Annotated in this window: 24 protein-coding genes and 1 pseudogene; 12 read left to right on the top strand and 13 right to left on the bottom strand. The window is 57.3% G+C overall.

What is annotated here, in order from left to right; translation table 11 throughout:
- The first annotated feature begins 446 nt into the window (after positions 1-446).
- Positions 447-785, top strand: coding sequence for a restriction endonuclease subunit S (locus tag DXV50_RS06685; protein WP_269801616.1), 339 nt, complete (start codon positions 447-449; stop codon positions 783-785).
- 188 nt (positions 786-973) lie between these two features.
- On the opposite strand, the gene DXV50_RS06680 is transcribed toward DXV50_RS06685, so the two are convergent.
- Positions 974-1,270, bottom strand: a complete 297-nt coding sequence (locus DXV50_RS06680; protein WP_117205476.1) for a hypothetical protein — start codon at positions 1,268-1,270, stop codon at positions 974-976.
- Between the two features lie 72 nt (positions 1,271-1,342).
- On the opposite strand from DXV50_RS06680, the gene DXV50_RS09605 reads away from it, so the two are divergent.
- A complete protein-coding gene (locus DXV50_RS09605; RefSeq protein WP_147556697.1) occupies positions 1,343-1,681 on the top strand; it encodes a hypothetical protein in 339 nt (112 codons plus the stop codon).
- Positions 1,682-2,469: 788 nt separating this feature from the next.
- Here the strand turns inward: DXV50_RS09605 and DXV50_RS09980 are convergent.
- The 6 genes and pseudogenes from DXV50_RS09980 to DXV50_RS06660 form a co-directional block, all read right to left on the bottom strand.
- Complete coding sequence (locus DXV50_RS09980; RefSeq protein ID WP_269801654.1) at positions 2,470-2,589, bottom strand: hypothetical protein; 120 nt, start codon at positions 2,587-2,589, stop codon at positions 2,470-2,472.
- 126 nt (positions 2,590-2,715) lie between these two features.
- Positions 2,716-2,877: pseudogene (locus DXV50_RS09975) on the bottom strand (N-acetylmuramoyl-L-alanine amidase); the annotation flags it as partial.
- 15 nt (positions 2,878-2,892) lie between these two features.
- On the bottom strand, positions 2,893-3,120 hold the full coding sequence (locus DXV50_RS06670; protein WP_117205474.1) for an N-acetylmuramoyl-L-alanine amidase: 228 nt from the start codon (positions 3,118-3,120) through the stop codon (positions 2,893-2,895).
- Entirely contained in the window at positions 3,110-3,247 is a 138-nt protein-coding gene (locus DXV50_RS09600) for a hypothetical protein (protein WP_157966981.1), read from the bottom strand. The genes DXV50_RS06670 and DXV50_RS09600 overlap by 11 nt, the downstream gene beginning before the upstream one ends.
- The gene (locus DXV50_RS06665) at positions 3,240-3,431 is read right to left on the bottom strand and encodes a hypothetical protein (RefSeq protein ID WP_198666429.1); all 192 of its coding nucleotides are present in this window, start codon (positions 3,429-3,431) and stop codon (positions 3,240-3,242) included. Before DXV50_RS06665 ends, DXV50_RS09600 begins: the two co-directional genes overlap by 8 nt.
- 7 nt (positions 3,432-3,438) lie before the next feature.
- A complete protein-coding gene (locus DXV50_RS06660) occupies positions 3,439-3,660 on the bottom strand; it encodes a hypothetical protein (protein ID WP_117205472.1) in 222 nt (73 codons plus the stop codon).
- A 155-nt stretch (positions 3,661-3,815) separates the two neighbouring features.
- Here DXV50_RS06660 and DXV50_RS06655 point away from each other — a divergent pair, with 155 nt between their 5' ends.
- Positions 3,816-4,202, top strand: coding sequence for a hypothetical protein (locus DXV50_RS06655; RefSeq protein ID WP_117205471.1), 387 nt, complete (start codon positions 3,816-3,818; stop codon positions 4,200-4,202).
- 288 nt (positions 4,203-4,490) lie between these two features.
- Here the strand turns inward: DXV50_RS06655 and DXV50_RS06650 are convergent, their stop codons facing one another.
- Entirely contained in the window at positions 4,491-5,186 is a 696-nt protein-coding gene (locus tag DXV50_RS06650; protein WP_117205470.1) for a hypothetical protein, read from the bottom strand.
- Between the two features lie 143 nt (positions 5,187-5,329).
- Between DXV50_RS06650 and DXV50_RS10080 the strand changes: the two genes are divergently transcribed.
- The 5 genes from DXV50_RS10080 (at position 5,330) to DXV50_RS06635 (ending at position 9,956) form a co-directional block, all read left to right on the top strand.
- The gene (locus tag DXV50_RS10080; RefSeq protein WP_408634264.1) at positions 5,330-5,905 is read left to right on the top strand and encodes an ATP-binding protein; all 576 of its coding nucleotides are present in this window, start codon (positions 5,330-5,332) and stop codon (positions 5,903-5,905) included.
- Positions 5,902-6,066 (top strand): ATP-binding protein, encoded by a 165-nt coding sequence (locus DXV50_RS10075; RefSeq protein ID WP_198666427.1) that lies wholly within the window; start codon positions 5,902-5,904, stop codon positions 6,064-6,066. The genes DXV50_RS10080 and DXV50_RS10075 overlap by 4 nt, the downstream gene beginning before the upstream one ends.
- A gap of 42 nt (positions 6,067-6,108) precedes the next feature.
- A complete protein-coding gene (locus DXV50_RS09705; RefSeq protein ID WP_198666426.1) occupies positions 6,109-6,453 on the top strand; it encodes an ATP-binding protein in 345 nt (114 codons plus the stop codon).
- A gap of 984 nt (positions 6,454-7,437) precedes the next feature.
- Positions 7,438-7,722: a hypothetical protein gene (locus DXV50_RS06640; protein WP_117205469.1), complete on the top strand. Its 285-nt coding sequence runs from the start codon at positions 7,438-7,440 to the stop codon at positions 7,720-7,722.
- An 11-nt stretch (positions 7,723-7,733) separates the two neighbouring features.
- Positions 7,734-9,956 (top strand): AAA family ATPase, encoded by a 2,223-nt coding sequence (locus DXV50_RS06635; protein WP_157966980.1) that lies wholly within the window; start codon positions 7,734-7,736, stop codon positions 9,954-9,956.
- Between the two features lie 1,066 nt (positions 9,957-11,022).
- Here DXV50_RS06635 and DXV50_RS06630 read toward each other — a convergent pair.
- Positions 11,023-11,577 carry a hypothetical protein gene (locus tag DXV50_RS06630; protein ID WP_117205467.1) on the bottom strand — a complete coding sequence of 185 codons (555 nt, stop codon included), beginning with the start codon at positions 11,575-11,577 and terminating at the stop codon, positions 11,023-11,025.
- Between the two features lie 445 nt (positions 11,578-12,022).
- On the opposite strand from DXV50_RS06630, the gene DXV50_RS06625 reads away from it, so the two are divergent.
- Positions 12,023-12,385, top strand: coding sequence for a hypothetical protein (locus DXV50_RS06625; protein ID WP_117205466.1), 363 nt, complete (start codon positions 12,023-12,025; stop codon positions 12,383-12,385).
- Between the two features lie 190 nt (positions 12,386-12,575).
- On the opposite strand, the gene DXV50_RS06615 is transcribed toward DXV50_RS06625, so the two are convergent.
- Both DXV50_RS06615 and DXV50_RS06610 read right to left on the bottom strand, forming a co-directional pair.
- Complete coding sequence (locus DXV50_RS06615; RefSeq protein ID WP_117205464.1) at positions 12,576-13,715, bottom strand: sensor histidine kinase; 1,140 nt, start codon at positions 13,713-13,715, stop codon at positions 12,576-12,578.
- A complete protein-coding gene (locus DXV50_RS06610; protein ID WP_117205463.1) occupies positions 13,712-14,386 on the bottom strand; it encodes a response regulator transcription factor in 675 nt (224 codons plus the stop codon). Before DXV50_RS06610 ends, DXV50_RS06615 begins: the two co-directional genes overlap by 4 nt.
- An 89-nt stretch (positions 14,387-14,475) precedes the next feature.
- Between DXV50_RS06610 and DXV50_RS06605 the strand changes: the two genes are divergently transcribed.
- The 3 genes from DXV50_RS06605 to DXV50_RS06595 are packed head-to-tail and all read left to right on the top strand — an operon-like array spanning position 14,476 to position 16,511.
- Positions 14,476-14,622, top strand: a complete 147-nt coding sequence (locus DXV50_RS06605) for a CD1871A family CXXC motif-containing protein (RefSeq protein WP_032111250.1) — start codon at positions 14,476-14,478, stop codon at positions 14,620-14,622.
- Positions 14,615-15,538, top strand: a complete 924-nt coding sequence (locus tag DXV50_RS06600; protein WP_232817480.1) for a 4Fe-4S binding protein — start codon at positions 14,615-14,617, stop codon at positions 15,536-15,538. Before DXV50_RS06605 ends, DXV50_RS06600 begins: the two co-directional genes overlap by 8 nt.
- 22 nt (positions 15,539-15,560) lie before the next feature.
- Entirely contained in the window at positions 15,561-16,511 is a 951-nt protein-coding gene (locus tag DXV50_RS06595; protein WP_117205461.1) for a TlpA family protein disulfide reductase, read from the top strand.
- On the opposite strand, the gene DXV50_RS06590 is transcribed toward DXV50_RS06595, so the two are convergent.
- Positions 16,480-17,178, bottom strand: a complete 699-nt coding sequence (locus DXV50_RS06590; RefSeq protein ID WP_117205460.1) for a CPBP family glutamic-type intramembrane protease — start codon at positions 17,176-17,178, stop codon at positions 16,480-16,482. The two genes, DXV50_RS06595 and DXV50_RS06590, sit on opposite strands and share 32 nt — an antisense overlap.
- A 473-nt stretch (positions 17,179-17,651) precedes the next feature.
- Complete coding sequence (locus DXV50_RS06585) at positions 17,652-20,318, bottom strand: hypothetical protein (protein WP_117205459.1); 2,667 nt, start codon at positions 20,316-20,318, stop codon at positions 17,652-17,654.
- Positions 20,319-20,370: the final 52 nt, after the last annotated feature.

The raw sequence follows: 20,370 nt of genomic DNA, 5'->3' as shown, positions 1-20,370 counted from the left end.
CACCATCCATGGTGGGGCGCGTTTCTAACGAAGCCGTAACGGCCGTTGGGCTCTTTTGGCGCCAGCCCTTCTCGACCCGCACGCCACTCATGGTGTGTTTATCGCGACAATAAGGACGGAGGTGCCCGTGGCACGCAATAAGTGCCCGGAGGAGACGGTCGAGAAGATTCTCGACGTTGCCGAGCGGCTCTTCGTGGAGTGCGGCTACGAGCACACAACGATGATCTGAAGAGCAATACGTTAAATCGAAAAAGGCAAACCCTGGAGACGTGATTTTTGCCATAACGAGCGAGAATATCGAAGATGTCTGCACGCCATTGGTGTGGGAAGGCGAACAGCCGCTTGCAATCAGCGGGCACTCTTGCGCGTATGCGACTGAAAGCATTATCCCGAGATATCTAGCATATTTAGCTACTGCTTAGGACTCTCAGATATCAAAACGAAAGGTGGCGAAAGGGACAAAGGTAATCGAAGTCGCGCCTGTGGACTTAGCGAGAGTCGAGATTCCCGTCCCATCCCTCGAAACACAGCAGAAGGTCGTCGACATCCTCGACCGCTTCGACACCCTAACGAAACCGCTCACCGACGGTATCCCTGCCGAGACCGAGGCACGCCGGGCGCAGTACGGGTACTACTGCGACCGCCTGCTCGACTTCCCGCGCAAGCGATCGGAACCGAATAGTCCGAAGGAACCAGGGCTGCCGCTAAAGGCCTCCCAACGTTTGTTACGGTTGCGAACTCTTCGAGGGCCATATGGGCGGCGCGGCGGAAAATTGCCGGCCTGAACCGCGAGGCCTCATCTACATTCGCGTAGACTCTTTGCATAATCATAAAAGGAAGGGCACGGGCATCTGCGTTCGCGGAAACCCGTGCCGCATTTGCGTCACCGAGAAGGCCGAGTAGAATCTATCTAAACGCGATTCCACATTCCCGTACTTGCACTATGGATTTGGGAAAGCGCCAGCCTCAGCCTCTACTCGACCACGGTCGCCTCGGTCGGGATGGCCCCCAGAACAGCGGCGTACTCGGTGGGATAGAGGCTGCTGATCGTCTGCACGTCTCGGATGAGGACGTTGCGGTCGTCCGGCTCGGAGATGCCGTAGCCGAACGCTTCGAGCGTCTCGATCGCCTCGCGGATCTTCTGCTGGAACATGGGGCCAGGGTCAACCCTCAGGCTGAGGTAGCCGCGCCACAGGCTCGGCGACACGAGCAGCATGTTCTGTATCTTGGACATCGGCTCGATGTCGACGTAGACGTTGAGCGTGACCATGGCGTTTCCCTCTATGCCGAGAGGCTGTATAAGCCGCCGTGGCGGGCGACGATTCGTGCCCTCCCAAAAAACATGCGTAAGATCGAGCGGAGGCTGAGCCTGCCGAATCGGGGCAATGGCACCCGAAAAAGCGCTGAAAAACTCACCATTTCGCGGGGCGCTGATGGCGCGGAGGCGGGTGTTGGGAAGATGATAGGGCGGATTTATCGCGTCGAGTTGGCCGTCTGCAATCTGAATCGTTCGGCGGTTTGTTTTGTTATGGCCGATGCCGCACGAAACGTACCGAAATATGTGCGCATAGGTGCGGCCCGTCTCTATACCTTGGCTTTCGGTTGCCAACTGATTTGCGATCAGCCCGAAATAAGGCGACGATCGGGATCCACTAACTCGGATTTCCCGCTCGGTTCCTAAGGCGCTTAGAGCCGGCTCATAAGGGCGAAAACAAAGCCACCCGCGACGATTCTTTCAGTCATCGCTCTTGCATATCTCGTCTGACCTGCGGGAATGCAAGACGTTAAAGCCACTGGCTACGATTCACTTTGCCAAACGGGTGTCGAAAAGGATAGTCGGCTGTTTTGGCGTTCATATCGGACGTTTTAGGGCCTCAAGACCAACCCGTTTTTTGTCCCCGGGACAAAAATGAAACTGCGGGCTCGTGGTTTCGAAATAGTTTGCGGTTTTGTCCCAGAATTTGTCCCAAACGCCTACGCGAAGTCACGCGGCGGGATTCGGCGGCAAGACAGTCAAGCCCAACAGCCCAGCTGGAGTTGACTGGAATGACACCACAGCAAATGGGCGTGAAAGAGTGGGAGTAAAGATCCCCTCATAACGGTTCGCTACGCTAGGTAACGAAAACCAACGAAACCCCAGGTAGGAGTATCTATCTGGGGTTTCTTGTTTTTACAGTCAAGAACACTCCAGAACGCTTTCTTCAGGATATTTCGTACCGGATACTCATTTTTCCCGACGGTATTCGTACCACCCCAGCTCAGAGTATCAGCAGGTGGAATGCTACGTTTTGAAACAGAACGGGACATTTTGCTCTCCTTACCCTCTTGCCTGGTACGAATCTCATCGGCGGCATGCGTCCCGTGCCCTCTCATAAACTAGGGCCATCAAGACGAAGTGCGCCAGCGCCACGCAAAGCAGCAATGCCGTTGCGCCCGCCAGCGCCCACATCGCTTCCTCTCTCAGCCGACTCACGAGAGCATCTGGTTCACGCGGCGCTGCACGGCGGCGTAGTTGGAGCTCAGCCGTCGCTTGCGCTCCTCGCCGTTGCCGTAGTCGCCGTTGATGACGCGCCGCGCCAGGCTCGCCACGTCGCCCGAGGGAGCGGAGGAGCTACCAGAAGACTCCACAGCCGTCGTGCCCGAGGACGCGATGCCGCGGCAGATGCGCGAGCGTAGCGCCACCCAGCACCCGGCCGCGATGTAAGGCGCGGGGCAGACCTTGCCCGTCACATCGTAGTGGCGGATGACGCCGCCCTCGGAGATGCTGTAGCGCTTCATGAGGGTCTGTACGAGCCAGGCGAGCTTGCCCACCTCGACCTCGCTGTAGTCCTCGCCGGCGCTCAGGACCTCGATGCCGACGCTGCGACAGTTCATGAGCCAGTTGCCGGCGCGCTAGGCGGTGTCGCCCTCGGCCACGCTCTGATAGATCTCGTCAGTGATGTCGTCCACGAAGTAGTGCGCGGACGAGCCCTGCCGCTCATTGCGCGAGAAGTAGATCGCGTTGTTGTGGGCCGACGCCAGGGTCGCCGTGTAGAGGATCACGATGCGGTCGATGGCGTGGGAGCGCCCGCGCGTCATGTGGTCGCTTCCACACTGCTTGAACAGGATGCTATGCCCCATTGGCGCCGACCTCCTCGAAGCCTGCGCCCTCGCCCTCCTCGGGCCTGAAGTCGCTGGGCGCGGCGGGCTTGTAGCCCGGCTCGCGCAGGTCCTCCCAGGGCTCCTCCTCGCTCGCGTACTCACTCATCGGAGTCATCCGCCTTGCCAAGCTCCGCCATCGCGGGCGAGAGCACGGCCATCACCATGGCCATGCACGGCGCACGCCATGTGGGGTCGAGCACCGCCTCGCCCATGAGCAAGCCGACGTTCGCCACCATGACGCCCTGGACGACGGTGCGCAACAGGCGCCACTGCCACTCGTTGCTCGTCAAAAAAGGTTCATGTGCCGCTCCTCTCCTCAAGCGCGTCAACGTCGCGCCTGACCACGGCCATGTCCTGCTCGAGCTTGTAGGTGCGCTCGATGAGGCAGTTGTGCTTCTCGACGCGCCAGGTGAGCTCATCGATCTTGAGCTCCATCACCGCGCGGCTGCGCGAGTTCGAGACAATCGCCCCGACCAGCGTCACGATGCCGCCGATGAGCGCCACCGCAATAGACTCCACAAGGACCTCCCAGCAGGACATGGGTCAATTACATCGGCCCCATCATCCGCTGCGGTCACAAAAGCTGGTAGCTGAATCATTAGAGCAAAATGCGAGGTAAAATTAGAAAAAGAACAGTAACGATTGCTCGAAAGAATTGCTAACGGGAGGTAGAAATGGGGAGCCGGCTTTACGAGGAGGGGTACAACGAAAGCCTCTTGAGAGCTGTAGCGGCTCTTAACGAGACTCCTGCATCCACGGAAGCGATTCTGGGCCTGTTGCAAAAACACTGGGATTTGCCTCGAGGAGAAGCGGAACAGTTGTTGTCGCAGGAACGCTACGAAGGATTCTTCCAGCGTGATTTCGCAAGATACCTGACGATGTACGAAGGCTTTTCTGAAGAAAAGGCAAGGGCATATACGACTAGCCACATGAACCTTCTGGCTCTGCGAAAAATCGAAAGGCCGTGGGCTATCGAGTACAGCAAGCTGTATCGCCAGATCGAAAAACAGAAGCCTCAAATAAAGGGGAAGGTTCGACTATCTTCCGAAATCGAGGAGTAAGCAAGTCCTCGCTACACGCCGCCACGTCACATTGCCTAACCCGCACCACGGGGGTGGCGCGCCCACCCCTGGCAGCAGCGCAGGAAGGACACCTGCGCAGCCGACAGGGGTGCCATTTTGTGCGGTCCCATACCGCTACCCGGCAGTGAGGTAGCCCGCCTGCCCCTCGCGGTCGATTCGACACATCGCGCACGTCGTCTGCTTGGAGTCGTAGGCCGTGCCGTTGCCGCCCACGATGGCATTGCAGTTGTGGAACGTGGACGAGCCCGTGCACCCCTTGGGCAGCTCTCAGTCGGCATCGACCATGATCTTGGCCAGGCTCGTGCAGGCCCCGAACGTGTAGGGCAGACTCGAAAGCGACGCCGGGCTCATGCCCCGCAGGTCGAGCTCGGCGAGCGCGGAGCACGAGTTGAACGTGTGGTCCATGCGGGCCACGCCCCGCAGGTTCGCCATGCCGGAAACCGACGCGAGCGCGTTGCACCCGTAGAACCAGTAGTTCAGGTTCACGTTGGCGAGCCTCGACGCATCGGCGGCGATCGCCACGGCCTTGACGCTCTTGCCGAAGGACGCCCAGGGGGTTGCCTGGATCGCGTTGTACTTGGCGCTGGCGTACAGCTTGCCCGCGGCCAGCACCTCGCGTCCGGCCGCGTCGGCCTTGGCGAAGCCGATCTTCAACCCGCCGTTGGCGAACAGCGTGGCATCGAGCCAGGTGCGGATGTCGCTCTCGGGGTCGGTCAGCACGCCGCCCGTACCCAGCTTGAGCACGGAGGCCCCCGAGGAGGGTGACGGCACAAAGCCGTAGGAGGGTGATGGCACAAAGCCGTCGGTGCCGCCCACGAGCTTGCTGCACCCGTAGGGAACGCTCGCGTACTTCTTGATCCTGGAGTTGTCGAACGAGGTCGCGCTCACGGTGCGAAGCTCGCTGCACGAGGTGAACAGCTGGGTCACGTCCTCCACATCGCTCATGTTCTCGAACCTGCTCACTAACCTTTCTCGGTTTCGAAACTTTAAAAAAATTTAAGTTTCGAAACCGAGAAGGAGTGGATGATGGCTTAGGTAGACCGCAATACGTACATGGAGCGGCTTTGGGCGTTCGAGGGCGCCCGGGACACAAGGTGGTCACGGGAATGCGCCGCTCCGGCAAGTCCGAGCTCATGAAGGTGTTCTCCGCCTCCGTTGCTCGGAGGGACCCATCCTCCAACAACGTCTATATCGATCTGCTGGACCTCGACAACGAGCCGCTGCTCGAGTACCACGCGCTGCATCGCGAAATCATAGAGCGGCACAAGGGGGGCGCCCGCAACCGTCTCTTCATCGACGAGGTGCAGCTGTGCGAGGGTTTCGAGAAGGCAATTAACAGCATTCATGCGCGCGGCGGATGGGATGTCTACCTCACGGGATCGAACGCGTTCCTCCTGAGTTCGGACCTGGCGACCCTGTTCACGGGGCGCCACAGGGAGGTACACATCCCCCCTTCAGCTTCGGTGAATACCGCTCCTACTTCGGCGAGCAAGGGGCCGTCGACGACGACTTCGACGGGCTCATCAGGCGCGGCGGGCTCGCCGGGTCCTACGATTACGATGACATCTCGGAGTCGTACGGCTACATCCGCGATGTCTATAAGACCATCCTCACGCGCGACCTCGTCCAGAAGTTCTCGCTGCCCGACTCCACCGTGTTGGAGAGGCTGGCCGAGTACATGATGGACAATTCCGGCAACCTCAACTCGCCCAACAACATCGCCAACGTCCTCGACGCCAACAGGGTTCCCACCAACCACGTCACCATCGGGCGCTACATCTCCTACCTCCGCGACGCTTTTGTCTTCTATGAGGCGAAGCGCTACGACATCAAGGGGAAGTAATATCTGAGCACGCAGGCGAAGCATAACGTATGCGACTCGGGAATGCGCTATGCGGTCCTGGGGACGCGCGACATGGACTGGGGCCGCATGTACGAGAACGCGGTCTTCCTGGAGCTGATGAGGCGAGGCTACGAGACCTACGTCGGGAAGCTGTACCAAAAGGAGGTCGACTTCGTCGCGAAGAGGGGGTCGGAGCTCGTCTACATTCAGGTAAGTGACGACATCAGCTCCGAATCGACGCTCGAGAGGGAGCTCGCGCCGCTCCTGTCCGTCAGGGATGCGTTCCCGAAGGTCCTCATCGCCCGCACGAGGCATGAGCCCTATACCCGAGAGGGCGTGTTCGTGCTGGATCTTGCGAGGTGGCTGCTCGGCGAGCAGGAGTTCTGAGCGTCATACGGGGATATCGCTCGATAGGGCACACGGGGCCGTTCGCGCCCGCACGGGAAACGCCGTCGCCGTATGGGCGACCAGTCGCATCCGATAGGCCTTTTGTTAAACAGGCCTATCGAGCGCGCACGAAGCGATCGCGCCAACAACGAAGCTCCGACCTGCTCGCCAGCTCATGGGCAAGCCACCTGAGACTACTCATTTCCCCTACTAGCAATGAAGGCCTGCGACCTGCAGTTTTGCAAACTGCTTGAAAGCCACCTGCGTTGATTCACTTCCCATTGCAGCTGGCGGCTTGCACGCGAAAAGGCACTTGAGTTTCAAAGCGGGCGTTTTCGTCGATATCGAGCCTCTAAGGCTGTTCGCCGTGCCCCTTGGGACAAAAACTCAAGGCCCTGAGTTTGAAAATAGTTTTTGAAGTTGTCCCAACTTTTGTCCCCGAAGCCGATGAAACACGACATAGCGTTACCTGACGGCACTCGGCTCGAGGCGACACCAAAAACTGGGCGCAACTGGAATGACGGGACAGCAGAAACGGTGCCACCGAGTGGGAGTAAATCCGCACATTATTGTAATGTTTGATTCGAGTAGTTTCGAGTGCAATTCAGTTGCTCGATATGCACTGAAATCATCAGGTAACCACTCGGCACCATGAAAGCTAAGTGGTCCTCTGTGATTAACCCAGAGGACCATTTTCATGCATCTGAGCTGCATATTCACCTTCATGATTACTAATTATTCGATTGGAAACACCCACAACGTTACGATTTTGTGCTTATGGCAAGCTCCAACAGCAACCATTCAAAATAATATACTCAAGCAGAGATTGTCGTTCTAGAACAACAGCCTCTGCTACTCATACAATACTCAGGTTAAGCTAACCTTGAATTTGGAGCGGCTCGACTTCCTCCATATCGTCAGCAATCGGAATACAGCCAAGGGACGCAAGAACACATCTTTTCCGCACCGGAGTTTGGCCCTAAGATGGAGTTCTTCTACGCCCTCCTGGAGAACGACGAACTCATGGTTTACACCATCACCGAGCTTGATGGTCGGCCCGTCACCACCGGTGGCCTCTATACCGTTGGCTTGACCTTCGACGGCTTCCTCAGGGATTGGAAAGAGATGAAGCAGAGGCTCGATGCCAAGGAGATCACCCGCAAGGAGTACGAGGACTGGAAGAAGACCTACGACCCCGGCTACTGGATGAACACCCCCCGATGGCAAGAGCCCTTGGACTGGAAAGTAGGTTTTGAATGGGCGCTATAAAAGCAATCCACATGAGTGGACACGGTGTTTTTCAGGAGCAACACTCCTCTTTTGAGGGCTGCGCTATTGCAAACTTTATTTACGGCCCAAATGGAAGCGGCAAATCAACCATCAGCAATCTTCTAAGAAATCAAGATGATCTTGACTCAGAGCCATCCTCAATTGAATGGGATGGGGATTCTTCAGAAATCATTGTCTACAACAAGGAGTGGCGAGAGGAAAACTTTCGAGATCAACAGAACTTCCCAGGTGTATTTACCCTGGGTTCCGATTCTGTCGAAGCTCAGAAGAATATCGATGATCTTCTAGATAAGCTCCAAAGAACTCAAGAGAAAATCTCTTCAGCCAATAAGCAACTGGAAGACAAACAAAAACAAATAGACGATGCGACAGAGTCTTTCCGTGATAGCGTTTGGGATAACGTTCTTAAGCCAAATGAACGGCTGCTTGGGCCAGCCCTTACTGGATACAGAAACAGTAAATCGAAATTCGCATCGAAGTTACTCGAAAAGCCGGGAGAAGAGCCCAGCGTCACCATTGATGAGCTAGAAGCCCAAATCGCTGACGTATTCTCAGGAGAACCGAACACCTACGAAAGCATCAGTATTGATTCATTTAGAACCCTTGTCGACAATTTGGGTAATTGCGAAACTTGCGATATTTGGGAATTGGCCATCATAGGCAATCAGGATGTTGGCATAGCCGAGCTTATTGGTACCCTTGGTAATTCCGACTGGGTTAGGCAAGGTATGGTTTATGTCGACGAAACGGATGTGTGTCCGTTCTGTCAGCAACATACGATCACCTCCGATTTAAAGACCCAGCTTGAATCTTTCTTTGACAATCAATATGAGACCAATCTTCGTAAGGCGAAAGACGAATTAAACTGCTATCGATCCACTGCTGGTGCACTTTTAACGATATTTGAAGCACTTTTAGAAAACCCATTTATCGTTGCTTGCGGTGATCAGAGTCGGCAGTTGCTCGAGACCAAAGTATTAGAAATCCGCCCTGCAATTGAAGAAAACATCAAGCTGATGGAGGGCAAAGTGGCGGAGCCTAGCAGAAGGGTCACGATTAGCTCATGCAGCAAACTGTACGAGGAGTTGTTGCAGCAGATAACTGTCATCAATAATGCAATCATCGAGCATAATGAGGCAATGCTAAACATCAGCAAGGAAAAAGAACGACTTCTTAAGGATACATGGGCGACTCTAAGAAAGATTGGCGCAGCTGCAATCCAGTCGCATGAGGAAGCCATCAAAAAACTAGAGGGTGCAAAGAAGGGTCTTGAGAAAACCATCAGGGAACAAAAAGGTTACGAAAAAAACTTCAACGAACAAATTGTTGAAGCCAGAAAAGGAATCACGAGCATACAACCGACAGTCGATGAAATAAATCGTTCACTGTTAGCGTATGGCTTCGATGGATTCAGCATCCAGCCTTCAGGTGCGTCAGAAAATGCATACCAAATTGTTAGACCCGACGGTTCTCCTGCTGGTAAGACCCTAAGTGAGGGAGAGGAGACTTTTGTCGCATTTCTCTATTTCATGCAACTTATCAAGGGATCAGTTGACCCTAATCAATTCGCACAAGAAAAGATTGTCGTGATCGACGATCCTATCTGCAGCTTAGATAGCACCGTCCTCTACATTGTCAGCTGTATGGTGAAGCAATTGATTGACGATGCAAAAAAGAATCAAAGTGAAGTAAAGCAGGTATTCGTACTCACCCACAATGCATTTTTCCATAAAGAAGCATCGTTCTCAAAAGGAAAAGCATATGACGACAGGAATACGAAATACTGGACGATCCAAAAGCGTGGAAATCAATCATTCATTAAGGACCATGGCAGCACCAATCCAATCAAAACCTCATATGAATTGCTTTGGGAGGAGGTTAAGAGCCGTTCTGCCAGCACTATCGCACTTCAGAACTCAATGCGTCGAATCATAGAAAACTATTTCCGGATGCTCGGAAAAGATAAGTCCGACAAAATCGAAAATCGATTCGAAACTATCGAAGATAAGATAATTTGCAGATCATTGTTTGCTTGGATGAATGATGGCTCTCACTCGATTCCAGATGATTTGTACATCGATAGCTATTCGGAATCTCCTGACAAATATAGAGAAGTCTTCAAAAGAATTTTCGAGGTCAGCGAGAACATTGAACATTACAAGATGATGATGGGGGATGTGTACAAGGAAACCGTTGAATCCAATGCGGAATAAAGGCATTTGCGAGTATCGTTTGAGTACGCGTTCTTCTTTCTCCTATGTCCACTGTGGGCACTATGCGAAATCAAAGGGAATAACGATTTATGACGATGCAAAATCTCAATGTCGAGTGGGAGTAGGTCGATAGGGTTCTGACCTGCATTTTTGAGTGCCGCACTGTGGCGTTGAGTTTCGTTTCGTACGATAGTCACGGCAAAGCCGCCAGCGACGGCGGTGAGTAAATACGATGATCTGGCCTCTGTCCCCGCGTTGGAACGGAGGCTTTTTCTTTGGCTATTTACTCCTTTTCACCTGAGATTTCGCCATTTACTCCCCGCATTTAAAGACAACAAGGCACGGGGCGGCATTCGGGGGGGGGGGGGACGGGAGTAAGGATTCATCCCAAGTGAGTAGACGCGCGGTTTTTGTCCCCGGGGGCGAAACGACGCCGTTTCGGGGCCCGTGAAACTCAAATCGAACTCAACGGGCGTTTTTGCGGTCTCCGTACGGCGTTTCCCCAGGTGGTTAATGGGGAGCAAAGAATCTCGCCGCCTCAATGAAAACGGGAGCAATCAGGGGAAATGCCGCGGCATACCGCCGAGCGTCGCCGTGTAAGCCACCGTATCATTTACTCCCCAGGTGCGCCGAAAATGCCATCGCCAGCGCTCGACCCGTCCCGGATGTCGCTGCTGCCGGTGGCGCCAGCGGTGTTAGCGCGTCCAGTACGCTTGACGCCACGATCGACGTGTTTTGGGCATCCGTCCCATTCTCACTTCAAAGCGAAGGGGCCGAGTCTGGATTGTCTCCAGGCTCGGCCCCTTTCATCAAGCAGCCCAATTTCTGTACTACCGTCCGGCAAACGGAGACAAACGAGCTAAAAACAAATCGGGAGCTGCTGGGACTGCGTCCGTGGTGGCCCATCGACGACAACCGTCCATCATCTTGCTAATATCTCGAGTGCGTCGACGCTATGGTCATCAAGATGAACGGAACCAGCATCGCTGTGTACAGGATGTGTCTGGGCGCGCTCCTCTGCATGACGAACCCCCACGTCCCACGCCTATCCGTTCTCACCTCGTGGCTACTTGCCGATGCGCTTGTAGAGGATTGGTTCGTCGAAGCCGAACACGCGCTTGCCGTTCATCTCCATGGACTCGGAGACCTCCAGGACGTCGGCGGAGAACCTCTCGAACAGGTGGAACCTCATGACGGGCGAAAACATGGAGTCCGAGCCGCCCTCCCATACGCCATCGTGCTCGCGGTAGAGCGCGGGCGTGAACTTGCCCGACTCGCGCAGAGATGAGAACTCGGCGGGGACCATGGTCACGTAGGAGAACGTTCGCTTGTCGTTGCCCTCGGGCGTGTCGTAGGAGGTCAGAAGGACGCCGTCCTTCTCCTCGGTGAAGAGGAACAGGTGGGGCGAGGCGGACTTCTTGCCGTCAACCTCGTAGTAGCACTCCTCGACCATGAAGGTGCCGGCGAAGTCGTCGGGAAGCCCCAGGATCTTATCGTTGCAGGCGGTGTTGACGTGGTGGGCAAGGGGGAAGGTCTCGCCCGCGGCCTGCTTCGCCTCGAACTGCTCCCTGTTGTCGAACTCGCCGCATAGGAGCCGCATGAAATCGTCAAGCTTGGACATGATGCCTCTTTCAACTGGGTCTGCGCCTCTTGGGTGATACCCGCTTCGGGGTCATTGGGCGGCATGACAGGAAATCGGCACAAACACATAGCCTGGTGGCGCGGCGCCCAAGAGCAGAAGGCCTATCGCAAGCGCCACCTTGCGAGCTCCGTTATCGAGCCATCAGCCCACAAACGGTCTGTTGATCACGGCGGCTAAAGAGAAGGCCGCTGCGCAGATGCCCACGATCGCCTCGCTTCCGCCCAGGCTTTGGATAAAGAAAGGGAGGGCGGGCAGGCTCATGATATGGCTGATGAAGACGTAGGGGTTCGCCAGTACGATGAGCCGTGCTGCGTCTTCCGGTCGTGCTCAGCAGGGAAAACCTGGTCGTGTCTGCATGTAATTTAATGTTGTGGCCAATGCGCCTGCGCGCCGGCGCATCCCATCGGCCCCGAAGGGGCCCTGCGTGGATCCCAACAAGCGCCCTGACGACATGGCACGCATCACCACCCCCCAGCTCACCGACAAGCGCGCTTACGTCGCGGCGGTAATCCAGGAGATCTTCGAAAAGGACATCCGCAGGCGCGTGAAGATCAAGAACGTCTCCGTGTTCAACCAGGTGCGCGACTACGTCATCAACAACTTCGGCGTCACCACTTCGCTTGCGAACATCCAGTCCGACCTCGAAAGCAAGCAGGGCGTGAGGGTCAAGCGCGAGACGCTCGCGCGCAGGGTTGCAAGGTCAGCGTCGGGCGCATTGGAAAGCTGGAATGCGACTTCATCCTCAGGAACCCGGAGATGGGCTACGCATACGTTCAGGTCGCAATGACCATCATGGCCGACCAGTCCATCGAGGAGCGCGAATACCGCCCGTTCGAACAGGTCAGAGACAACTACCCCAAGTACCTGCTGACGCGAAGCGACCCCATTCAGCAAAGGCGAGCAGGGCCCCTTTTTTCGAAAAGAGTTGACATTGGGGTGCGGGTCTTGACGTTGCGCTGCCTTGTGACGAGGCGTTATTAGCCGAGTGTGCGTGCGGGAAGGGTCACGAGCATGGTCGTTCCGCTCTCCGAGCTCTCTTCAACCTCGATGGAGCCGCCGTGGAGCGCGGCGATCTCCCCGGCCAGCGCAAGTCCCAGGCCCACGCCGCCATATGCCCTGCTACGCGATTTGTCGACGCGAAAGAAGGGCTGGAAGATGCTCGTCTGGTATTGCTCGGGAATGCCCAGCCCCTGGTCGCGCACGCGCAGCAGCACGCGGTTGCCCTCGTCGCGGGTGCTGATTTGCACGGTCGAGCTGGGCGCGCCGTAGCGAATGGCGTTTTCGGCCAAGTTGAACAGCAGTCGATAGATCAGCGTGTCGCTGCCGATCATTTGCGCTTCGCCCTCGCTTGCAAGTGTGATGCCCTTTTCCTCGGCAAGCGGCGCCAGGTCGGTGAGCACTTCCTCGATCATCGGCGCCAGGTCAATCTCGTCGTTGCAGGGGACGCCGCGCAGCTCGCTCATTTCAAGTAGCGTCGCTGTCATGTGCGTCATTCTCTCGGTCTGCTCCTGCAGCAGGCCGAGCAGGCTAGCCGTGTCAGCGTCGATGCCGGGGTGCTCGGCACAAAACAGTTCAACCTGGGCCTGCATGAGCGCGAGCGGCGTGCGCAGCTCGTGCGCCGCATTGCCCGTAAACTGCCTTTGCGCAGAAAAACCCTCGTCAAGGCGGGCAATCATGTCGTTAAACGACGCGCTGCAGCGCCTGAGTTCGGCAGGCACGTCTTCGCTGATCTTTGTGTCGGCGAGGTTGTCGGGCTGCACGCTCTCGACTTGCGCCGCAAAGGAACGCAGCGGCCGTAGCGCATGCCCACTCACAAAATAGGCCAGCACGCCGCCGAGCAGCGTTACCGCCGCGGTTATATACCAGCTCGTCGCGCCAAACGATTCCTGGGCGTTGCTCACGACGATGGTCAGCTCGTCATCGAGCTCTTTGCTCGCCGGGTCAAATGAGCTGGGCGAGTCCGCCTGCACCTCGCCATGCGCCGACACTTCAGTGCCAATCGAGTCCATGTAGCGCATGCCGGAGTAGCCGACCATGCAATTAATGAGCACGCCGGTCAAGCACATCAGCAGGGCCGTCATCAACGTGATGCGCCACTGCAGCGACAGCCGCTTCATTCGCCATCCTCCATAACGTAGCCTTCGCCGATCCGGTTGCGGATGGGGTCGTGCTCCAACGCGCCGCGCAGCTTTTTGCGCAGCGACGAGATGTGCACGCGAGTCGCGTTGCTAAAGCTGTTGACGCTGCAGTCCCATACGTGCTCAATAAGCTCTTCTTGGCTCACCGGTCGCCCCTGGTTAAGCATCAGGTATTCCAAGATGCCGGTCTCCTTGCGCGTGAGGGATAGGGGCACGTCGCCCACGGAGGCGAGGCGCGTCTTGGTATCAAAGCTCAGCGACCCGCAGGTGAGGACAGTATCGTTTTGCATGAAGCGCCTGAGCGTGAGGCTACGGATGCGCGCCGCCAGCTCGTCAAGATGGAACGGCTTGGTGAGGTAGTCGTTGGCGCCGGCATCGAGCCCCGCCACCTTGTCGGCGACCTCGCCACGTGCCGAGAGCACGAGCACCTTGGTCTCGCAATCGGTTTTTCTGAGTTGCCTGAGCACGGCCATGCCGTTGACATGGGGGAGATTGAGGTCGAGCACGACAAGGTCAAAGGTCTCGACATCGAGCAGATCGAGGGCCTGCTGCCCGTCGTAGCAGCAGTCGACGCTATAGGCCAAGTTACGCAGGCTGCGTGCGATCGCATCGCACAGCGCCCGCTCGTCCTCGACGACCAAGATGCGCATAACGTTCTCCTTGCATAGTCATTCGCGCTTAACGCGGATTTTATAGTCGGTATGGTCCAATGGGTCGCGAAGCGAAAGGAGTGGTCAGATTGTTCAAAGCGATCAAGCCTGTGGCGCAGGTTGCTTTGCTGATCGTCGGGATGGCCATGGTGTGCTTTGGCGTCATGCGCGGCGAGGCGGATGCCGTGCTGGCCAAGGCAATCAGGCTGTGCTTGGAGTGTATCGGAATTGGATAAAAGAATAAACACCGTATCGCACCTTTTGGCGCGATTTCGCGGACTGATCCAGGCGGTGGCGACGCTTGCGACCAATATTCACCTGCCTAACTTTGCCAAGGGAGGCATCTATCAGGGGGCGGGCAAAGCCGTCTGCGTGCCGGGGCTCAACTGCTACTCGTGTCCGGCGGCCTCGGGTGCGTGCCCCATCGGGTCGTTTCAGTCGGTGGTGGGCTCGTCTAAGTTCAGCTTCTCGTATTACGTCACCGGAACCCTCATCCTGATCGGTGTGCTGTTGGGGCGCTTTGTATGCGGCTTTTTGTGTCCGTTTGGATGGCTGCAAGAGCTTCTGCACAAGATTCCCGGCAAAAAGCTCTCCACGAAAAAGCTCAAGCCGCTCACGTACATCAAGTATGCCGTGCTGCTGTTTGCCGTGGTGCTGCTGCCCGTCTTGGTGGTCAACGATGTGGGCATGGGCGACCCGTTCTTTTGCAAGTACATCTGCCCGCAGGGTGTGCTCGAGGGAGCGATTCCGCTGTCAATCATGAACGCGGGGATCCGCTCCGCGCTGGGAAAGCTCTTTACCTGGAAGCTCGCGATTCTCATTGCGGTTGCGGTGCTGAGCGTGCTGTTTTATCGCCCCTTCTGTAAATGGATTTGCCCCCTCGGCGCGTTTTATGCGCTCATGAACAAGGTGTCGTTGCTGGGGATCAAGGTTGATAAGTGCAAGTGCGTCTCGTGCGGCAAGTGCGCCAAGGTGTGCCAGATGGACGTGGACGTTACGCGTACGCCCGACCATGCCGAGTGCATCCGCTGCGGCAAGTGCGTGGGTGCGTGCCCCGTCGATGCCATTAGCTTTCGCTACGGGCTGGGCGTGACGGGCAACAAGCCCGCGCAGTCTTCGCAAGCCTGCGAAAGCAAACAGGCATCCATATAAGCTTCGATGTAACGGAGGAACCATGAAACTGTCAAAAATTGCGGTCCTGTTGATGGCGCCCGTGCTGGCGCTGAGTCTCGTGGCGTGCTCTGTGCCCAAGGGCGACGCGAGCGATGCCACGAGCGGCGATGCGCAGATTGCCGAGCTCATGGCGCAAAAGCCATCGAGTGCCGACGAGGCGGCCGAGTTGCACAAGCAGCTGCTGCAAAAGGAAAACGAGATCTTTGCGAGCGATAACGCCCTGTGGGAAAAGGTGTTCCTTGCGGCCAACAAGGACACCCCCATGATCGAGGACGGCAAGAACTACGGCGACTTTTTGCTCGGCACCATCGAGGGCGCCAAGGACCAGTTTACGGCTGACGAGCTCAAGACGCTGAAGGCCGGCGCGCAGCAGGTCAAGGAGATCGAGGAAAAGCTCATGGCGCTGGAGAAGGAGTTCCCCGGATGTGGCAGCGCGCCTGGCGAGGGGGAGAGCGTTGATGCTTCGGCCGCGGGAATGGCCAACGGCGAGAGCAAGGCAGCAAAGTTCCCCAGCTTCAAGGGCAAGGACCTTGACGGCAACGATGTAAACAGCGACGAGCTGTTCTCCAAGAACAAGGTCACCGTCATGAACTTCTGGTTTACCACCTGTAAGCCCTGTGTGGGCGAACTGAGCGATCTGGAGGAGCTCAACAAGGAGCTTGCCGCAAAGGGCGGCCAGGTCGTGGGCGTCAATTCCTTTACGCTCGATGGTAGCAAGGGCGAGGTGGCCGATGCCAAGGACGTGCTCTCCAAGAAGGGCGTGACGTACAAGAACATCTGGTTCAAGTCGGATAGCGAGGCCGGCAAGTTCACCTCCAACCTGTACTCGTTCCCGACCACCTACGTGATCGACCAGAACGGCAACATCGTGGGAGAGCCGATCATGGGCGGTATCAACTCTGCTGAGCAGCGCGAGGCACTCAACAAGCTGATCGATCAAGCGCTCGCGTAGGTGCGGAATATGGCAAAGCGGCCAGCGAGAGCCCCGTGAGGGCGAGCACCGCGGCCATCACGAGCGGGATGCTTGAGAGCGTGAGCACACCGATGAGCGTGTTCGCCAGCGCATGGAGAAGGCGGCAGGAGAAGGCGCACCCGCCCGCGCGATAGAGCGCCGACAGCCAGAACGAGAGGAGCACGGCGAGGGCTGCGAACGCAGGAAACGGGGTCGTCTCCCTCCCGGCGCCCTGCGTGAACCACAGCGGCAGATGCCACAGGCCCCAGATAGCCCCGGTGGCAAGGCAGGCCGCGAAAAAAAGGAAGGCTCCCATGGCGGAGATTGGGCTGAAGCCTTCCGCGAGGCCATCGGAGGCGGCGGTGAGAAGGACCAGCGGCACGACGAGGAACGCCGCGGTCCAGGGGAGCGAGCGTCTCAGTCCGCCGAACGTGAACGCGAGGCCGCGCTTCAGGGTAAAGCCTCCCGGAATCAACGAGAGTCCGGCGATGGTGGGTCCAAAGACGCCGGCGGTGTGGATTGCCGTTCCGATGGGACTTGAATAATCGATGATGCCCGCTGAGGTCAGAACCGCATTCAGCCACCATGCGGGCCAAGTGATGAGGAAGGTTGTCAGGAGAAACCTGGTGCTGGTGCGGGACCCTACATAATGCCTCGGCCGCTTCACGCGATAGTCTCCTCTCGACCGGCTGCGGCCAGAGTCAGACTCTACCACTGAAATGATAATGCCTATCCATTTGCTGCCTCCGGTTTAGTCGCCCGTCCTTGTCCGTGTCCTTATCCCTTAAGGTCTGCAAGGGCCGGGGGGGGCAACGGCCGCATGGGCGAGGCCGTGGTCCCTCCGGCTTATGTTGCGGCTACCGCAGCTTCCTCAACGTGACGGCGATGGAGTTGAGATGCTAGACTGCCCCGGCGTCCCATGCCTGGCGGGCGCTTGCGGCGGCAGGCGCCCTTGCGGCAATCTACAAATCGTTGCACAGCATTCCATCTGAAAATCATTCCCCGAAAAGTGAATCAAGGGTTGATCAAAGATCGATTCGGATGTGATGGCACCATAGGCTGCACGCCGCCTGAAAAAGGCGCCCCTGGGGGCGCCTTCTTGCCAGCTACGGTGCTGTGTCGGCTGTCTGCATCGATGGGCTATCGATTGAACTTCCTGCGGGCCGCCGCAAAAAGGCCCGTGGCCGCTGCGACAAGTGCCGATGCCGCTCCAAGGGGAGTCGTATCGCCTGTTGTAGGCAGCTTGGAAGAGCGGGAAGGCTTGGTGCTATTGCCGGAGTTGGAACCGCCGTTGCCAGTGCCGGCGCCGCCGTTATTGGAACTGCTGGTTCCGTTGCTGCCGCTACCGCTATCGTTTCCGTTACCGGAGGCGTTTCCGTTACCGGAACCGCCGCTGTTGCTGCCGCCGTTGCCGCCATTGTTGTCGGCGCCACCAGATCCGCCGTTGCCGCCGTCGCCGTTATCGCCGCCATTGCCCTGGTCGGGGGTTACGCTGCCATGGTCCTCATAGAAGTTGTAGTCGCTCGAGCCGGGGTTAACACCTGTTCCGCCCACTGATTCAACCTGGGAAGACTTCGAGACCAAGACCTCAGGATCGATTCCGTTTCCGGCATTGCCCGGATCTCCCATGGCGGCATCATTCTCGCCAACTGTGTTGCCACCTGTGGCCTTGAGCACGGAAACGCTCACAACGCCCTTGCCAGCGATGCCCGCGCCGCCGTCTCCTCCGCCCATTCCCACGGAGCCGCCTACAGCCTCAAGGCACCCGTTGCCAACGATGGATCCACCATTAAGGACGACGCCCGCGCCACCGTTTCCCCCGTTGACATCAACCGAGCCGCCCGTCGACTTCAGCGTGGCGCCCTGCTCGATAACGAGCTTCCCCGCGTTCACGATCAGGCCTGACTGGGCGTCTTTGTTGGCTACGATGCCCTCGCCTTCGATTGAGCAGGCGCCCTTCACCGTAACGGTGCCATTTGTCTGCACGGGCGCCTTCGGTGCCTCCACCTTGTAGTTGCCGTCGGTGAGGTAGTTTGCATGAGACCTGATTTCGGCATCCTCGAGGGTGGAGCCATCGTTCAACGTGATTTGGTTGACAAACGAAGAACTGTTGCGCGCACTCAGCGTGCCGCCGTTCACCTCAACGGCACCATAGGCAACTGAGTCGTCGAGGGTCAGCTTTCCTCCCTTTTCCACAACGATCTTCACGCTGGAGTAGATCTTCATGTTGTGGATCGTGACATCGGCGCCCGAGGGGATCGTCAGGGTCTCTGTGCCAAAGTTGCCGTTTTCGCCCTTGCCGATAATGCCGTACACACCAGACTCGTGCGACCCGTAGATGTCATGCAGCCCAACGGGCACAACCGCATTGCCCGTTTCGGAGATCTCGTACGGTTCCATATCCCAAGAGCTGGTTCCCTCGGCAAGCGCATCCATTCGCTGCTGCAGGGTTTGATCGTCTGAGTAGATCCTCATCTCGACGGGGCTGCTCTTCTGGGTGCGCGCACCGGAGGTCACTGTTGCCGTGATGTAGTACGTGCCGGGCGTTTGCGGCGTTCCCTGCACGTAAACCGTGTCGTAGGCTACGGCGCTTACCTCCATGCCACTGCCTTCCGGGCTAATGGAGAAGCTGATATGGGCGTCCGAATTGCGCGTTGCGAAGGTGTTCCAGTCTTCCCATGCGCCCGAACCTTCCTTTACTTCAGGCTTTAGGCTGTTTGACTGGGTCGTGCTTGAAGAGCCGCCGCCCGTCGATGTGGCCATGACGTCATATTCCCCGCTTAGGGCAGAGGTTCCATTGACGACGAAGCACTGAAGGTCTCCCGCAAGCCGTACCTGAATCTTCTCCTGCACCACAAAACCAAGAGTTTCGCCGGCAGAATCCACCGAGCCATCTTCCTTGGTCGCCGAGGCGGAGACGATAACCGAGTACGAACCTGCCTCGGGAGCCTCTCCCGTGAGGGAAATGCTCTCTTTGGAGACGGAGGCGCTCAACCCATCGACCTCGGCGCCCTGCCCATCGACCACCTTTGCAGAGATCTTTGCATCGGAAGCCTTCGTTCCCTTCAGCTCAAAGGGCAGCGTCTGGCTTACCTCGTCGCCCTTCACGGCAGCTGAGAACGATTTGCCCGAAGAAAAGCTAAACGAAAGGTCCTGGTAGGACATGGTGGGGGTTCCCGTGTTTTCGGGCTCCTTGGTGCTGCCCGTGTACGTTGCAGAGCCGTTGTTCTCGATCTTTCCCGTTGCAAAGGTGCAGTCCTCGAATACCGCCGTTCCGTTTACTACGGGAGTGTTGGAAAACGTGCAATTAGAAAAGTGGACTACGGCGCCCTTCTGGACCTCGACAACGGCGCCTTCTGCGTCCGACCTGTTTCGCTTGTAGAAGTTGATCCGATCAACGCTGATCTTAGAACCCGCGGGAAAGACAGCGTTCATCTTGTTGGAATACCCAAGATCGACCGTCTTTGGACCCGATCCAAAGAACCCTTCGGAATACCCCGCAAGCTCGGTAATCGACGAGGGAATGGTGACCGTTCCCTTGTCCGTAAAGCTCGTTCCGATATGAATCTTTCTGTATCCCTGGGAAACCGCCTCAGAAAGATATGAGCTCAGCCCATAGGAACTATCGCTGATGTAGTAGTAGCCCTCCTTTGCAGTTTCAGATGCGGCGTCCACATCCTGATCGCTCTCATCTGCCGCAAATGTAGCGACGGGGGCGGTAACCGCCATTCCCGCAACCAAGGCCGCCGTTACGCCAATCTTCGCTACGGTTGCTGCAGTCGAGCTAGTCGAGCGGGATTCTGTCATGTCTTTCCTTCCTGGCTAATCCCATTGAAGTTCAGTTAGCTGTGGCTAACTA

This window comes from Paratractidigestivibacter faecalis, from assembly GCF_003416765.1.
Lineage (GTDB): Bacteria > Actinomycetota > Coriobacteriia > Coriobacteriales > Atopobiaceae > Paratractidigestivibacter > Paratractidigestivibacter faecalis.
Note: the sequence above shows the minus strand (reverse complement) of the source record. Positions and strands in the feature narration are given on the sequence as shown.

Excerpts from the sequence above, each read along its gene's own strand:
- DXV50_RS06680 (WP_117205476.1), bottom strand. The coding sequence starts at position 1,270 with ATGGTCACGCTCAACGTCTACGTCGACATCGAGCCGATGTCCAAGATA.
- DXV50_RS09605 (WP_147556697.1), top strand. The coding sequence starts at position 1,343 with ATGCGTAAGATCGAGCGGAGGCTGAGCCTGCCGAATCGGGGCAATGGC.
- DXV50_RS06670 (WP_117205474.1), bottom strand. The coding sequence starts at position 3,120 with ATGGGGCATAGCATCCTGTTCAAGCAGTGTGGAAGCGACCACATGACG.
- DXV50_RS09600 (WP_157966981.1), bottom strand. The coding sequence starts at position 3,247 with ATGAGTGAGTACGCGAGCGAGGAGGAGCCCTGGGAGGACCTGCGCGAG.
- DXV50_RS06655 (WP_117205471.1), top strand. The coding sequence starts at position 3,816 with ATGGGGAGCCGGCTTTACGAGGAGGGGTACAACGAAAGCCTCTTGAGA.
- DXV50_RS10080 (WP_408634264.1), top strand. The coding sequence starts at position 5,330 with ATGCGCCGCTCCGGCAAGTCCGAGCTCATGAAGGTGTTCTCCGCCTCC.
- DXV50_RS10075 (WP_198666427.1), top strand. The coding sequence starts at position 5,902 with ATGATGGACAATTCCGGCAACCTCAACTCGCCCAACAACATCGCCAAC.
- DXV50_RS09705 (WP_198666426.1), top strand. The coding sequence starts at position 6,109 with ATGCGCTATGCGGTCCTGGGGACGCGCGACATGGACTGGGGCCGCATG.
- DXV50_RS06640 (WP_117205469.1), top strand. The coding sequence starts at position 7,438 with ATGGAGTTCTTCTACGCCCTCCTGGAGAACGACGAACTCATGGTTTAC.
- DXV50_RS06635 (WP_157966980.1), top strand. The coding sequence starts at position 7,734 with ATGAGTGGACACGGTGTTTTTCAGGAGCAACACTCCTCTTTTGAGGGC.
- DXV50_RS06630 (WP_117205467.1), bottom strand. The coding sequence starts at position 11,577 with ATGTCCAAGCTTGACGATTTCATGCGGCTCCTATGCGGCGAGTTCGAC.
- DXV50_RS06615 (WP_117205464.1), bottom strand. The coding sequence starts at position 13,715 with ATGAAGCGGCTGTCGCTGCAGTGGCGCATCACGTTGATGACGGCCCTG.
- DXV50_RS06610 (WP_117205463.1), bottom strand. The coding sequence starts at position 14,386 with ATGCGCATCTTGGTCGTCGAGGACGAGCGGGCGCTGTGCGATGCGATC.
- DXV50_RS06595 (WP_117205461.1), top strand. The coding sequence starts at position 15,561 with ATGAAACTGTCAAAAATTGCGGTCCTGTTGATGGCGCCCGTGCTGGCG.
- DXV50_RS06585 (WP_117205459.1), bottom strand. The coding sequence starts at position 20,318 with ATGACAGAATCCCGCTCGACTAGCTCGACTGCAGCAACCGTAGCGAAG.